Consider the following 12446-nt stretch of genomic DNA (forward strand, 5'->3'; position numbering starts at 1 on the left):
AATGGGAGCCGCACATGTCGGGGCAGAGCCACTTTCAGCTTTTGGAGACTGCGGCAGGTGTCGCTGCGATCGGGTGGAACGCCTCCGGCATCAACAGCCTGCGCCTGCCCGCGCCGAGCGCGCAAGACAGCGAACGAGCGATTGCGCGGCACCTGCCTGACGCCGTGCGTGCCGACCCACCGCCGGAGGTGGCCGTGGTTATCGACGCGATCCGTCGCTATTTCGCGGGTCAGCGCGTCGATTTTTCGGATGTTCCCATCGATCTTGGCCCGCAGGAGCTTTTCTTTACAAGGGTTTATGACATCGTGCGTCAGCTCGGCTGGGGTGAGACGACAACCTATGGCGCGGTTGCGCGGATGCTGGGCGTCGGTCCCGAATATGCGCGGAGCGTCGGCCAGGCAATGGCGCGCAATCCGGTACCGCTGATCGTTCCCTGCCACCGGGTCATGGCAGCGGGCGGAAAGATCGGGGGCTTTTCGGCCCCGGGCGGTGCGATCTCGAAGGCCCGAATGCTCGCGCTGGAGGGTGTGGCGCAGCCCGAACCGGCGCAGCAAGGCTTCGATTTCTGATGGAGAATGCGGCATGAGCAGCGACATCGATCCATCGGTTCCGCCGTCGGGAACCGGCTGCGCCGAATGTCTGGAGCATGGCGGCTGGTGGTTCCACCTGCGCCGCTGCGCCACCTGCGGCCATATCGGCTGCTGCGATTCCTCGCCTGCGCAGCACGCGTCCGCGCACTTCGAAGCGACCGGTCACCCCTTCATCCAGTCGTTCGAACCGGGCGAGGACTGGTTCTGGGATTACCGGCAGGGCGTGCCACTAACCGGGCCGCAGCTTGCCCCGCCGACGAGTCACCCGGCCGCGCAGCCGGTACCCGGTCCGCTAGGCGCGGTGCCGGCGGACTGGATCAGTCGGCTCCGGCAATAGACGGCGCGACGACGAGGTGCCGCGCCGCCCCGGGGATCAGGCCGCGTCGACGAGGACGATTTCACTGTCCTCGATCGCGGTGACGCGCAGCACGTCGATGTCGCTGATCGCGGCGCCATCGCGGGCGTTGACGCGGACGTCGTCGATCTGCACCGCGCCCTTGGCGGGGACGAGATAGGCCTTGCGGTTCTTGCCTAGCGGATATTCCGCCGTCTCGCCCGCGCGGAGCGTCGCGCCGACGACGCGCGCGTCGGTGCGGATCGGCAGCGCGTCATTGTCGTTTTCATAGCCCGAGGCGAGCGTCACGAACTTGCCCGAGCGTTCGCCCTTGGGAAAGGGCTTGGCACCCCATTGCGGCGGTTCGCCGTCGCGGGTCGGGATAATCCAGATCTGAAAAATCTTCGTGGTCACGTCCTCGAGATTATATTCCGAATGGCGAATGCCGGTGCCGGCGCTCATTACCTGGACGTCGCCCGCTTCGGTGCGGCCCTTGTTGCCAAGGCTGTCCTGGTGCGTGATCGCGCCCTCGCGGACATAGGTGATGATTTCCATATCGCGGTGCGGATGCGGCGGGAAGCCGGTCTGCGGCGCGATGGTGTCGTCGTTCCAGACGCGCAGATTGCCCCAGCTCGTCCGCGCGGGATCGTGATAGCCGGCGAAGGAAAAATGATGATGCGCGTCGAGCCAGCCGTGGTTGGCGGCACCGAGGCTGTCGAAAGGCCGAAGTTCGATCATGACGTGTCTCCGAGAGGCAGGCCGGAAAGGCCGCCGTTGCAGGCGATTTAGGGATTGCGATCCTGCGGTTTGAGTGGGATAAATTTCATCGAAACGTTCGAGGAAATAGAAAAGTGAGCAACCCCGGCACGCCGACGCTCGACCAGCTTCGCATCTTCCTCGCGATCGTCGACACCGGTAGTTTCGCCGCGGCGGGGCGGCGGCTCAATCGTGCGGTTTCGGTGATCAGCTATGGCATCGCCAACCTCGAGGCGCAGCTCGGCCTGATCCTCTTCGAGCGCGAGGGGACGCGCAAGCCGCAGCTCACGGTCGCCGGGCGCGCTCTGCTCGCCGAGGCACGCGCGATCTCGCTCGGGATCGACGGGCTGCGCGCCAAGGTGAAGGGGATGCTCGACGGGTTGGAGGCCGAGGTCGATCTGGCGGTCGACGTGATGCTGCCCGCCGAGCGGCTCGGCAAGGTGCTGCGCGCTTTCGCGGTCGAGTTTCCGACCGTCCAGCTTCGCCTGCACGTCGAGGCGCTGGGGGCGATCACCGCAATGATCCTCGACCGCCGTGCGATCGTCGGCATTTCGGGACCGCTCGCGGCGGGGGTCGACGGTGTCGAATGCATCGCGGCGGGCTCGATCCCGATGGTCCCGGTCGCCGCGCCCGACCATCCGCTCGGCCGGATGGAGCGTATCCCGCCCGGTGCGGGGCGCGATTACACGCAGCTCGTGCTCACCGACCGGTCGCGCTCTACCGAAGGACGCGACTATTCGGTGATGAGTCCCAAGACGTGGCGGCTTGCCGATCTGGGCGCCAAGCACGCGCTGCTGCGCGAGGGCGTCGGCTGGGGCAATATGCCGCTGCCGATGATCGAGGCCGATCTGGTCGCGGGCACGCTGATCCGGCTTGCGATGCCCGATCACCCGGGCGGCACCTATCGCTTCGCGGGGGTGTGGCGGCGCGATACGCCGCCGGGACCCGCCGCGTCGTGGCTGCTCGAGCAGTTCGTCGAGCTTGGCCGCGACGATGCCGAACTCGCCGGGATGATCGACCTTTAAAGCTTGAGCATCGCTTCGGCGCCGACCATGCGGATCGTGCGCGCAGGGCCGGTGTCGCGGAGGAAGGCGCCAGCGCGGAAGGCCGAGAGGGAGGCCGAAAAGGACAGGATTTCGCTCGCCTGCCAGCCGACCGAAATCTCGGCCTGATCGCCGATATGGCGCGCCCGGCTGCCCCCGGCGGGTCGGAGGAGGCCGCCGGGAATGTCGTAAATGCCGTCACCGCGGCTTTCGCGCCAGAACCGTACCGCGACGAGTTCGAGTGTAACGCCCTTGCCCAGATCGAAATCGACGCTGGGATGGAGGTTCACGATGTTGCGCGGCCCGATCGGCGAGAGTTCGCCGAAATATTTGCCCTTGGGAAAGAGTGCGTTGAAGGTGCCGAGCTTGCCGTCGGCGGGATGGCGGTCGCCGCTCGCGATATTGGCGCGCAGGCGAAGCCGCGGCCCCAGCGGTGCCTGCGGGAAGCTCAATGCGGTTTCGGTCGCGAGCGACCAGGCGCGGATGCGGTCACCGTCGAAATGGCCGCGTTGAAGCATCGCCTCCCAGTTCCAGCCGAGGGCGCCGCGCTTGCCGAAGAAGCGGAGGCCGAACGTATCGCGCGTTTCGCGTCCGCTGCGGCTGGTGAAGCGCGCGCCGTCATCCGCATAGCCGAGCCAATAGGCGTCGACGCCGATGCCTTTCGCGGGCGCAAGCGTCGTATAGATGCCGTCGAGGCGGCGCGTCTTGGATGTCTTGTCGTCGAAATCGCCGCCGCCAATCGCGACGGGGCGCAGGTGGAAGGCGTCGACGCGAAAAGCGCCATGCTCCGCGATCGCTCGGACCCCGTCGAAGGCCTGTGGGATGTTGGGGCCATAGCGGATGCCGACAAGCCGCTCCGACCCCAGCGCCATCAGTTCGCGCCCGCCGCGCAGCGTGAGGCTGCTATCCGTCCCGAGCGTCAACCGAAGGTCGCCGAACCCTTGCAGCAGGTCGATCCCCGTTTCGTCGGCGGGGCCTTTGCCCGCGCCGACGCCGCGCGCATGGCCCGCGATGCCCTGCACGAAGACGCGTGCCGGACCGGCGTGCAAATCGGCGTGCGGCATGACGCGGAGCCAGAGATACCCGTCGTCGGGGGCAGGCGGGCTGCCCCACAGATTATTGTCGAAGCCCTCGAACCGCGCCCGCGCTTCGCCGCCGAGGGTCAGATAGGCATCGCCCGTCTCGCCCAGCGGTACATATTTGGCCTGCCGCCAGCCCTCGCGCGGCGCATCGCGCAACACCGACCAATCCTCGTCATAGCGCAAATTGGTCTGCTCGACCGATTGGGCAAAGGCGGTCGCGGGCGCGAGCGCGGTGAGGAGCAGAAGAAGGCGCATCAACGGGTGACGAAATGGCGCACCACGGGCGGGCCATCGCCGATCAGATAAGCGGAGAGCGCCTCCTGCTGCACGCGGTCGGCGTTGGTGACGCGGTCGTGCTGGCGCAGATGCTCGAGCCAACTTTCGACGGTAAAGGTTTCGATGACCATGCCGGGTGCCGCCGTATCCTCATAGACGCCCCAGTGGATCGCGCCGTCGCGGCGACGGATGCGGCGCATGTCCTGAATCGCGGCGAAGAAGTCGGGCAGCTTCGCCGGATCGACGCGATATTCGATCGTCACGAGCACCGGGCCGCTGTCATGTTCGACCGTGCCGTCGACGAGCGGTGCGGGCCAATGCGACGACGGGGCAAGGTCGAGCGTGCTCGCGCGGTCGAGCGGGAAGCGCCAGGCGAGGATGAGGCTGGCGGCGATGAGCAGACCGGCCGCGACGAGCAGCGTTGACGGCACGCCGATTGCCGAGGCGACCGAGCCCCATAAGGTCGAGCCCGCCGCCATCGATCCCTGGAAAACGAGGAGATAGATCGCGAGCGCGCGCGCCTTGACCCATCCGGGCGAGCTTGCCTGCGCGCCGCCGTTCAGCGACGCCATCATCGCGATCCACGCGAGACCCGCAACGAAGAGTGCCGCCGCCGCTGCCGCGAACGCGACGGCTTGCGAAAGGCCGGCCATGGCGATTGCGAGCAGGATCGAAGCGGCGAGCGTGATCGCATTCGCGCCCATCCTGCTGCGCAGCTTCGGCATCACCAGTGCGCCCGTGATCGCGCCAAGCCCCATGAAGGTAAGCAGGCCGCCATAGCCGAGCGGGCCCAGCTCGAGGTCGCGCCGCGCGATGATCGGGAGCAGCGCCCAGAGCCCGCTTGCAAAGAGGAAGAAGCCGACCGACCGGATCAGCACCACCTGCAGTTCCGGCGCGCGCAGCGCATAGCGGAGCCCGGCGCGCATGGCGCCGACCATATGCTCGGCGGGGAGGTGGCGATCGGGCGCGACGCGCCGCCAGCGGGCGAGGACCGTCAATATGCCGAGGATCGAGAGCGCGTTGGCGGCGAACACTGCGCCGGGTCCCGAGGCAGCGATGATCAGCCCGCCGAGCGCGGGGCCGATCGCGCGCGCGATATTGACCCCGAGCGAATTGAGCGCGACTGCCTGTTGCAGCGCGGGCCTCGGGACGAGTTCGGGGACGATCGCCTGGAAGGCGGGCGCCGAAAAGGCGGCACCCATCGCGATCGCTGCCGTGAAAACGAGCAGGATCCACGCGGTCGTGAAGCCTGCGAGCGTGATCGCCGCGAGCGTCATCGCGGCGACAAGGCCGAAGAGCTGGGCGCCGATCAGCAGCTTTCGCCGATCGACGATGTCGGCGAGCGCTCCGGCGGGGAGCGCGAGGACGAACATCGGAAAGGTCGTCGCGGCCTGCACCAGCGCGACCATCAACGGGTCGGGCGACAACGAGGTCATCAGCCAGCCCGCGCCGACGTCGTGCATCCAGGTGCCGATGTTCGAGACGACGGTTGCGATCCACAGCGCGCGGAAAACGGGGTTCGCCAGCGGGCGCTGGTCGGGCTGGGCGGGCTCGGTCATGCCTTTCGGTCGCGCAGGATCGCGGCCAGCATCAGTCCGCCGATCAGCCCGATATGCTCAAGGAAGGTGTTGCGCTCGTGAAAGCGCGTCATCGGATCGGCGACCTGCCAGAAGGGATGCGCGATCAGCGTCGCGATCGCGGTGAACACCCCGAGCGCGCCCGCGCCGAGCCAGGCCTGGCGACCGAGGATGATCAGCAGCGAACCGCCGATCTGGACGAGGATCGTCGCGGCGACGGTCAGCATCGCGGGCTCGAGCGCGAAATGCCGGGCCTCGCCGAGCGCGCCGGGCAGGTCGGTGAGCTTGGCGATGCCGCTCGTCCAATAGGGGAGGGTGAGGAGCGTTGCAGCGAGGATCGCGAAGCGATTGTCTTCAAGCAGGCGGGCGATCGGGGCTGGAGTATTCATGGGTCAGACCGCCCAGCAGCCGCAGCCGAACGCGCCCCAGAAGCTCTGCACATCGGCAGCTGGCACATTGGCGCCGAGCGCCGCGGCATGGTCGTGGCCGTGAACCGCGCAGGCACTGGCGCAGCCGCATGCCGCCGCCATTTTCTGCTTAGCTTCGGGTCGACGATAATAGCCGCCGAAGGTCGCAACTGGCGACCAGTCGGGCATTGGTTTCGGCAGCGCGGGGGCGATCGGGCCATAGTCGCCCTCACCATGCACCACCTTGCCGCCGAGCAAGGTCAGCACCGACCGGAGGTGGACAATCTCGCTTTCGGCGACACCGAAATAATCGTCCGACAGCAGCGCAAGGTCGGCGAGCTGGCCGGCCTTGATCTGGCCCTTCTTGCCGACCTCGTTCGAGAACCATGTGTTCGCCTCGGTCCAGAGGCGCAGCGCTGTCTCGCGGTCGAGCCGGTTGCGGACGGGATAGAGCGTCGCGCCGCCGAGCGTCTTGCCGGTGACCAGCCACGACAACGAGACCCACGGATTATAGCTCGCGACGCGCGTCGCGTCGGTGCCCGCGCCGACCGGTAGGCCGGCTTCCATCATCCGCTTGATCGGCGGCGTCGCCTCTGCGGCTTTCGCACCATAGCGTTCGATGAAATATTCGCCCTGGAACATCATCCGGTGCTGTACCGCGATCCCGCCGCCGAGCGCGGCAATGCGATCGATATTGCGCTCGCTGATCGTCTCGGCATGGTCGAAGAACCAGTTGAGCCCCTTGAGCGGAATGTCCCGGTTCACCTTCTCGAACACGTCGAGCGCGCGGCCAATGGTCTGGTCGTAGGTGGCATGGAGGCGCCACGGCCACCGGCGTTCGGCGAGCAGGCGGATGACGGGTTCGAGGTCGGCCTCCATGTTCGGCGGCATGTCGGGGCGTTCGACCCGGAAATCCTCGAAATCGGCGGCCGAGTAGACGAGCATCTCGCCCGCGCCATTGTGCCGATAGGTGTCGTCGCCGTCGCCGGGTTTCACCTTGGTCGACCAGGTCGCGAAATCCTTGAGTTCCTCTTTCGGCTTCTGCGTGAAGAGGTTGTACGCGATGCGCAGCGTCATCTCGCCGTCCTGGTGGAGCTTCTCGATGATCGCATAGTCGTCGGGATAATTCTGGTAGCCGCCGCCCGCGTCGATGACGCTGGTGACCCCGAGCGAATTCAATTCGCGCATGAAATGCTTCGTCGAATTGACCTGATAGTCTTCCGGAAGCTTCGGCCCCTTGGCGAGGGTCGAATAGAGGATCGTCGCGTTGGGCTGGGCGAGCAGAAGACCGGTCGGGTTGCCCGCGGCGTCGCGAACGATCTCGCCGCCCGGCGGGTTCGGCGTGTCCTTCGTATAGCCAACGGCGCTCAGCGCCGCGGCATTGAGCAGCGCGCGGTCGTAGAGGTGGAGGATGAACACCGGCGTATCGGGCGCGGCGGCGTTGATCTCGTCCAGCGTCGGCAGGCGCTTTTCGGCGAACTGATGCTCGGTAAAGCCGCCGACGACGCGGACCCATTGCGGCGGGGGGGTGTTCGCGGCCTGGCGTTTCAGCATCGCCATCGCATCGGCAAGGCTGGGCACACCGTCCCAGCGCAGCTCCATATTATAATTGAGCCCGCCGCGGATGACATGGATGTGGCTGTCGATCAGCCCAGGAATCAGGCGGCGGCCCTTGGCGTCGATGATATCGGCGTCGGAACCGGCTGCCGCGCGGGCTTCGGCCTCGCTGCCGACACTCAGGAACTTGCCGTCGCGGATCGCGACCGCCTCGGCGACCGGGTTTGCGCGGTCGAGGGTGGTGACCTTGGCGTTGACGATGATCAGGTCTTTCGGGCGCATGGCGAAACTTTCCGTTGCAGTGAGAAGCGCGGTGGTGGCGGCGCCGGCGAGCGTCTGGCGACGGGTCAGCGGGCTCATGACCCGCAATCCTTGTTGTCGGGCAGCGGCCCCAGAACATGCTCGGCACAATCTTCGCGGACGAAGCGGGCGAGTTCGGGGCGGTCGGCGATGCGCTTGGCTATGGGCACGAGTTGCTCGCCGAGCAGAATACCCCCGAGACCGATCAGCGCAACGATCGGCGGGGCGGGAGAACGGACACCGAGCAGGCTGTAGATGACGCCAACCAGCAATCCCGCTCCCAGCGAGACGAGATAGATTTTCACGATGTCCGTCCTCCCTCTTTGCGTCAGGCCTTCACGAAGGCCAGCAAGTCGGCGTTGAGGATGTCGGCGTGAGTCGTCAGCATCCCGTGCGGAAAACCCTCATAGATTTTCAGCGTGGCATTGGGCAGGATTTCGGCCTGCAGCACACCGGCATTCTTGTAGGGCACGATCTGGTCGTCGTCGCCATGCAGCACGAGCGTCGGCACGGTGATCGCCTTCAAGTCGTCGGTCTGGTCGGTCTCGGAGAAGGCCTTGATGCCTTCGTAATGTGCCTTCGCGCTACCCATCATGCCCTGGCGCCACCAATTGTCGATCACGCCCTCGTCGACCTTCGCGCCGGGCCGGTTGAAGCCGTAGAAGGGACCGGCCGCGACGTCGCGAAAGAATTGCGCGCGATTGGCAGCGAGCCCGGCGCGCAGCCCGTCGAACACCTCGATCGGCAGGCCGCCCGGATAGCGCTCGGTCTTGAGCATGATCGGCGGCACCGCGCTGACCAGAACCGCCTTGGCGACGCGGCCCGCGGGCAGGCCGTGGCGCGCGACATAGGCGGCAACCTGCCCGCCGCCGGTCGAGTGACCGATGTGGACGGCGTCGCGCAGGTCGAGATGATCGACGACCGCCGCGGCGTCCGCGGCATAATGCGCCATGTCATGGCCGTCCGAGACCTGCGCCGATCGGCCGTGCCCGCGCCGGTCGTGCGCGACGACCCGATAGCCGTTGGCCAGGAAGAACAGCATCTGCGTGTCCCAGTCGTCCGCTGACAGCGGCCAGCCGTGGTGGAATACGATCGGCTGGGCGTCCTTCGGTCCCCAATCCTTGTAGAAGATTTGGGTGCCGTCCTTGGTGGTGACGTAGCTCATGACATTGTCCTTTCAGGGTCGCTTCAAAAGAAACGGCCGGACCCGAGAGTCCGGCCGCAGGGGAGGGGTTCAGTGACCGCCTTCGGAGGCGCCGAACATCGTCTTGGCATAGGTGATGCCGATGCCGTAGGCGCCGCCCCATTTGCGGGCGATGCCGGTGGTGAGGTCATAGGTTTCGGCGCGCGCCCAGTCGCGCTGCAGTTCGAGGAGATATTGAAGGGCGGTCATCGGACGCGCACCCGCCTGGATCATACGCTCGACCGCACGTTCGTGCGCTTCGGTCGAAATGTCGCCGCTCGCGTCGGTAATCACATAGACCTCATAGCCCTGTTCGAGCGCCGACAGCGTCGGGCCGACGATGCAGACCGACGTCCACAGGCCCGCGAAAACCAGCCGGTCCTTGCCGATGCGGTTGACCTCTTCAATCACACCGGCATCTTCCCAGGTGTTCATCGACGTGCGGTCGAGCAGCTTCTGGCCGGGGAAGGGATCGGTGACCTCGTTGAACATCGGGCCGGAGAAGCTCTTTTCGGCGACGGTGGTCAGGATCGTCGGAACCTTGAAGCCCGCGGCGCCATTGGCGATCAGCGCGGCATTGTTGCGGAGCAGTTCGGGGGCGATCGACTTGGTGGCAAAGGCCATCTGCGACTGATAGTCGATCAGGATGAGCGCATGGTTACTCGGGTCGAGCAGAGCTTTGGCGGGGGTCGGGGTGGCTTTGATGGACATGGCTGAAACTCCTTGTTTGAAAGCGCGGGCCCCGAACCGTCCGGGGATGGCCATGGTTTAGGCAGTCTCATTTATGCGAAATAGACATATAAAATTGTTCCATCTATTCTATAAAATAGAAAAGATGGCGAAGTGCTGCGGTCCTGCTCCTTTCGTTCGAGCTCCGAATCCGGTCGCGGGAGATGCATCCCGGCGCGAGCAGGATAATTGTATGACAACATCGCCGCAACGATCAAATCGCCGCCGCCGGACCCGAGGATCTGTCATGGGGCTATCGGTCGGCCTCGCCTGCGCGACGTACCGTTCGGCGGCGGGAGACCCTGTCCGGTCGAGACAGGGCCGCCATTCCCGTCGCCCGAGCGCCAAGGCGCGACCCGCTACGCTTTGCAAAGCGGCTTGCGTCCTGTAAGGCGGGCCCGTGACCGATTGTGCGACCTGCGTTGTCCGAAACCGTGCGATTTGTGCGAGCCTCAGCCCGGCGGAGCTTGCTGCACTGGGCAAGATGGGACGCCGACAAAAGGTACGGGCCGGACAGACCCTGCTTTGGGAAGGCGACGGTGCGCCCGTCGTCGCGAATGTCCTCGAGGGCGTGCTGAAGCTCGTCGTGTCGACCGCGGACGGGCGCGAGCAGATCGTTGGGGTGGTCTTTCCGTCCGACTTCATCGGACGCCCGTTCGGCAAGGAAAGCCCCTACAGCGTCACCGCGATGACCGATGCGGAAGTGTGCATCTTCAATCGCAGCAACTTCGACGAGTTTGCGGGCAATCACCCCGACCTCCAGCAGAAATTGCTCCGCCGCACGCTCGATGAACTCGACCGCGCACGGCATTGGATGATGCTGCTTGGACGCAAGTCCGCATCGGAAAAGGTGGCGTCATTCCTGCTTGAGATGTCGGAACGATTATCGGGGCAGGGGTGTCATGCCGACACGCAGGCCGGGTTCGAACTGCCCTTCGGCCGCCAGCAGATCGCCGACATATTGGGCCTGACGATCGAGACGACGAGCCGCCAGCTCACCAAAATGCGCGCCGACGGCCTGCTCGACCTGCCATCTCGCCGCGAAATCGTGATCAACGACCGCGCGGCGATGGAAATGATGGCAGGCTGACCGGCCGCCGGCGTCAGTCGGGGGACTAGCGTCAAAGTGACTGGGTTCCTCCACCTCATCGGCGCTTTCACGTCAAGTGACTGAGAATGTGCCCGACGGGAAAAATGGGGTCCTTCCTGAACGGCCATGACTGCCAGGCTTTGCTCCCGCGTTTCAAAGGTATCTCCCCGGCGCCGGAAATTGGCGGCGCAGCCTCCTTGTTGATCCTCGCCAACCGAGCCCTCAGCAACACAGTCTTTGGAACCATGTCGGAAAAAATAACAAACTCGATATTGAATGGCGGAGCGGGAGGGATTCGAACCCTCGATACGCTTTTGACGTATACTCACTTTCCAGGCGAGCGCCTTCGACCACTCGGCCACCGCTCCGCTGCACCCGGTCGTTTCGTGCGAAGCACGGAGCGTGAATCGGGTGCTATCCAATTCGCACTGGAACGCGCGCCCTAATCGCTTGGCGGGTCTTTCGCAAGCCGATTGGGCGTGGCAGACACGTCGCATGAGACACCTGCTTCTGGCGGCCGCCGCCGCTTCGCTCGTCCTTCCCGCTTATGCCGAGGAACCCGCGCCGACCCCGTCGCCGGGCGAAATTGCGGCCGCCGCGCCTGCGACGGATTGGATCGCCATCGCACCTTCCGATCTGCTCGTGATGGATCTTGCTCCGGATGCGAAGGGCAAGCCGCGGCGCGTCGTCATCCAGCTCATGCCCGCACCCTTCAGCCGAGGCTGGATCGGGAATATCCGCAAGCTCGCCGCCGCGCATTGGTGGGACGGGACGAGCGTCAACCGGGTGCAGGACAATTATGTCGTGCAATGGGGTGACGCGACCGAGAAGAAGCCGTTGCCCCAAGATTTGGTGACGGTGCCCGAGAGCGAATATGTTGTTTCCGACCCCGCCAGCAAAGATACGACGAGCGGCGGAAAGCCGGTCATCATCCTATCCAAGGACGAAGCGGCGCGGCGGGCAGGAAGGATGGATAGAGACCGAGGGCTCGACATATATGGAAGCAGCTTCGAACCGGCAACCGACGCCTATGCGCCGAGGGTAACCTTCGAATCGGGTTGGCCGATCGGTCTCGACGATCGCAAGGTGCCCGATCAACGGTGGCCGCTGCACTGCTATGGCATGGTCGGCGTCGGCCGCAATATGTCTCCCGATACCGGGTCGGGTGCCGAACTCTATGTGGTTATCGGGCAAGCACCCCGCCATCTCGACCGCAATATTGCCCTGGTCGGACGCGTTGTTCGCGGGATTGAGCATTTGTCGAGCCTGCCCCGGGGGACCGGGGCGCTGGGTTTCTACGAGACCGGGGCTGAACGGGTGCCGATCATGTCGATCCGCGTGGCGACGGAATTGCCTGTCGCCGAACGGCCGCGGTTCGAATATCTGTCGACCGACAGCGAAAGCTTTCGACGCTATGCGGACGCACGCGCCAACCGCCGCGATCCCTTTTTCATTCGTCCGGCGGGCGGCGCAGATATCTGCAACATTCCCATTCCGATCCGGCCGGTCGAAGCGAAATAGC

General features: G+C 65.5%; 13 protein-coding genes and 1 tRNA gene. 5 read left to right on the forward strand and 9 right to left on the reverse strand.

Annotation, left to right across the window (positions count from 1 at the left end; genetic code table 11):
* Nucleotides 1-14 precede the first annotated feature (14 nt).
* Nucleotides 15-569 carry a methylated-DNA--[protein]-cysteine S-methyltransferase gene (locus tag QOL68_RS05245; RefSeq protein WP_282947571.1) on the forward strand — a complete coding sequence of 185 codons (555 nt, stop codon included), beginning with the start codon at nt 15-17 and terminating at the stop codon, nt 567-569.
* Nucleotides 570-582: 13 nt separating this feature from the next.
* Nucleotides 583-927 (forward strand): UBP-type zinc finger domain-containing protein, encoded by a 345-nt coding sequence (locus tag QOL68_RS05250; protein WP_282947573.1) that lies wholly within the window; start codon nt 583-585, stop codon nt 925-927.
* Nucleotides 928-963: 36 nt separating this feature from the next.
* On the opposite strand, the gene QOL68_RS05255 is transcribed toward QOL68_RS05250, so the two are convergent.
* Nucleotides 964-1662, reverse strand: a complete 699-nt coding sequence (locus QOL68_RS05255) for a pirin family protein (protein ID WP_282947575.1) — start codon at nt 1660-1662, stop codon at nt 964-966.
* A gap of 113 nt (nt 1663-1775) precedes the next feature.
* On the opposite strand from QOL68_RS05255, the gene QOL68_RS05260 reads away from it, so the two are divergent.
* Nucleotides 1776-2705, forward strand: coding sequence for a LysR family transcriptional regulator (locus QOL68_RS05260; RefSeq protein WP_204994103.1), 930 nt, complete (start codon nt 1776-1778; stop codon nt 2703-2705).
* Here the strand turns inward: QOL68_RS05260 and QOL68_RS05265 are convergent.
* The 7 genes from QOL68_RS05265 to QOL68_RS05295 form a co-directional block, all read right to left on the reverse strand.
* Nucleotides 2702-4060, reverse strand: a complete 1359-nt coding sequence (locus QOL68_RS05265; protein ID WP_282947578.1) for an alginate export family protein — start codon at nt 4058-4060, stop codon at nt 2702-2704. The two genes, QOL68_RS05260 and QOL68_RS05265, sit on opposite strands and share 4 nt — an antisense overlap.
* Nucleotides 4060-5640: an MFS transporter gene (locus tag QOL68_RS05270; protein ID WP_282947580.1), complete on the reverse strand. Its 1581-nt coding sequence runs from the start codon at nt 5638-5640 to the stop codon at nt 4060-4062. The genes QOL68_RS05265 and QOL68_RS05270 overlap by 1 nt, the downstream gene beginning before the upstream one ends.
* The gene (locus tag QOL68_RS05275; RefSeq protein WP_282947582.1) at nt 5637-6047 is read right to left on the reverse strand and encodes a DoxX family protein; all 411 of its coding nucleotides are present in this window, start codon (nt 6045-6047) and stop codon (nt 5637-5639) included. The genes QOL68_RS05270 and QOL68_RS05275 overlap by 4 nt, the downstream gene beginning before the upstream one ends.
* A 3-nt stretch (nt 6048-6050) precedes the next feature.
* Complete coding sequence (locus QOL68_RS05280) at nt 6051-7982, reverse strand: amidohydrolase (protein WP_282947584.1); 1932 nt, start codon at nt 7980-7982, stop codon at nt 6051-6053.
* Nucleotides 7979-8227 (reverse strand): DUF1427 family protein, encoded by a 249-nt coding sequence (locus tag QOL68_RS05285; protein ID WP_204994098.1) that lies wholly within the window; start codon nt 8225-8227, stop codon nt 7979-7981. The genes QOL68_RS05280 and QOL68_RS05285 overlap by 4 nt, the downstream gene beginning before the upstream one ends.
* A gap of 23 nt (nt 8228-8250) precedes the next feature.
* Nucleotides 8251-9087 (reverse strand): alpha/beta fold hydrolase, encoded by an 837-nt coding sequence (locus QOL68_RS05290; RefSeq protein WP_215352991.1) that lies wholly within the window; start codon nt 9085-9087, stop codon nt 8251-8253.
* 69 nt (nt 9088-9156) lie between these two features.
* A complete protein-coding gene (locus tag QOL68_RS05295) occupies nt 9157-9816 on the reverse strand; it encodes a hydrolase (RefSeq protein WP_058453896.1) in 660 nt (219 codons plus the stop codon).
* 418 nt (nt 9817-10234) lie between these two features.
* On the opposite strand from QOL68_RS05295, the gene QOL68_RS05300 reads away from it, so the two are divergent.
* Nucleotides 10235-10924 carry a Crp/Fnr family transcriptional regulator gene (locus QOL68_RS05300; protein WP_282947590.1) on the forward strand — a complete coding sequence of 230 codons (690 nt, stop codon included), beginning with the start codon at nt 10235-10237 and terminating at the stop codon, nt 10922-10924.
* Between the two features lie 277 nt (nt 10925-11201).
* Here the strand turns inward: QOL68_RS05300 and QOL68_RS05305 are convergent.
* Nucleotides 11202-11292 (reverse strand) — tRNA-Ser (locus tag QOL68_RS05305).
* Nucleotides 11293-11419: 127 nt separating this feature from the next.
* On the opposite strand from QOL68_RS05305, the gene QOL68_RS05310 reads away from it, so the two are divergent.
* The gene (locus tag QOL68_RS05310; protein WP_282947592.1) at nt 11420-12445 is read left to right on the forward strand and encodes a peptidylprolyl isomerase; all 1026 of its coding nucleotides are present in this window, start codon (nt 11420-11422) and stop codon (nt 12443-12445) included.
* Nucleotide 12446 lies beyond the last annotated feature (1 nt).

It is taken from the genome of Sphingopyxis sp. Geo25, assembly GCF_949769135.1.
Lineage (GTDB): Bacteria > Pseudomonadota > Alphaproteobacteria > Sphingomonadales > Sphingomonadaceae > Sphingopyxis.

Excerpts from the sequence above, each read along its gene's own strand:
- QOL68_RS05245 (WP_282947571.1), top strand. The coding sequence starts at position 15 with ATGTCGGGGCAGAGCCACTTTCAGCTTTTGGAGACTGCGGCAGGTGTC.
- QOL68_RS05250 (WP_282947573.1), top strand. The coding sequence starts at position 583 with ATGAGCAGCGACATCGATCCATCGGTTCCGCCGTCGGGAACCGGCTGC.
- QOL68_RS05255 (WP_282947575.1), bottom strand. The coding sequence starts at position 1,662 with ATGATCGAACTTCGGCCTTTCGACAGCCTCGGTGCCGCCAACCACGGC.
- QOL68_RS05265 (WP_282947578.1), bottom strand. The coding sequence starts at position 4,060 with ATGCGCCTTCTTCTGCTCCTCACCGCGCTCGCGCCCGCGACCGCCTTT.
- QOL68_RS05270 (WP_282947580.1), bottom strand. The coding sequence starts at position 5,640 with ATGACCGAGCCCGCCCAGCCCGACCAGCGCCCGCTGGCGAACCCCGTT.
- QOL68_RS05275 (WP_282947582.1), bottom strand. The coding sequence starts at position 6,047 with ATGAATACTCCAGCCCCGATCGCCCGCCTGCTTGAAGACAATCGCTTC.
- QOL68_RS05280 (WP_282947584.1), bottom strand. The coding sequence starts at position 7,982 with ATGAGCCCGCTGACCCGTCGCCAGACGCTCGCCGGCGCCGCCACCACC.
- QOL68_RS05290 (WP_215352991.1), bottom strand. The coding sequence starts at position 9,087 with ATGAGCTACGTCACCACCAAGGACGGCACCCAAATCTTCTACAAGGAT.
- QOL68_RS05295 (WP_058453896.1), bottom strand. The coding sequence starts at position 9,816 with ATGTCCATCAAAGCCACCCCGACCCCCGCCAAAGCTCTGCTCGACCCG.
- QOL68_RS05310 (WP_282947592.1), top strand. The coding sequence starts at position 11,420 with ATGAGACACCTGCTTCTGGCGGCCGCCGCCGCTTCGCTCGTCCTTCCC.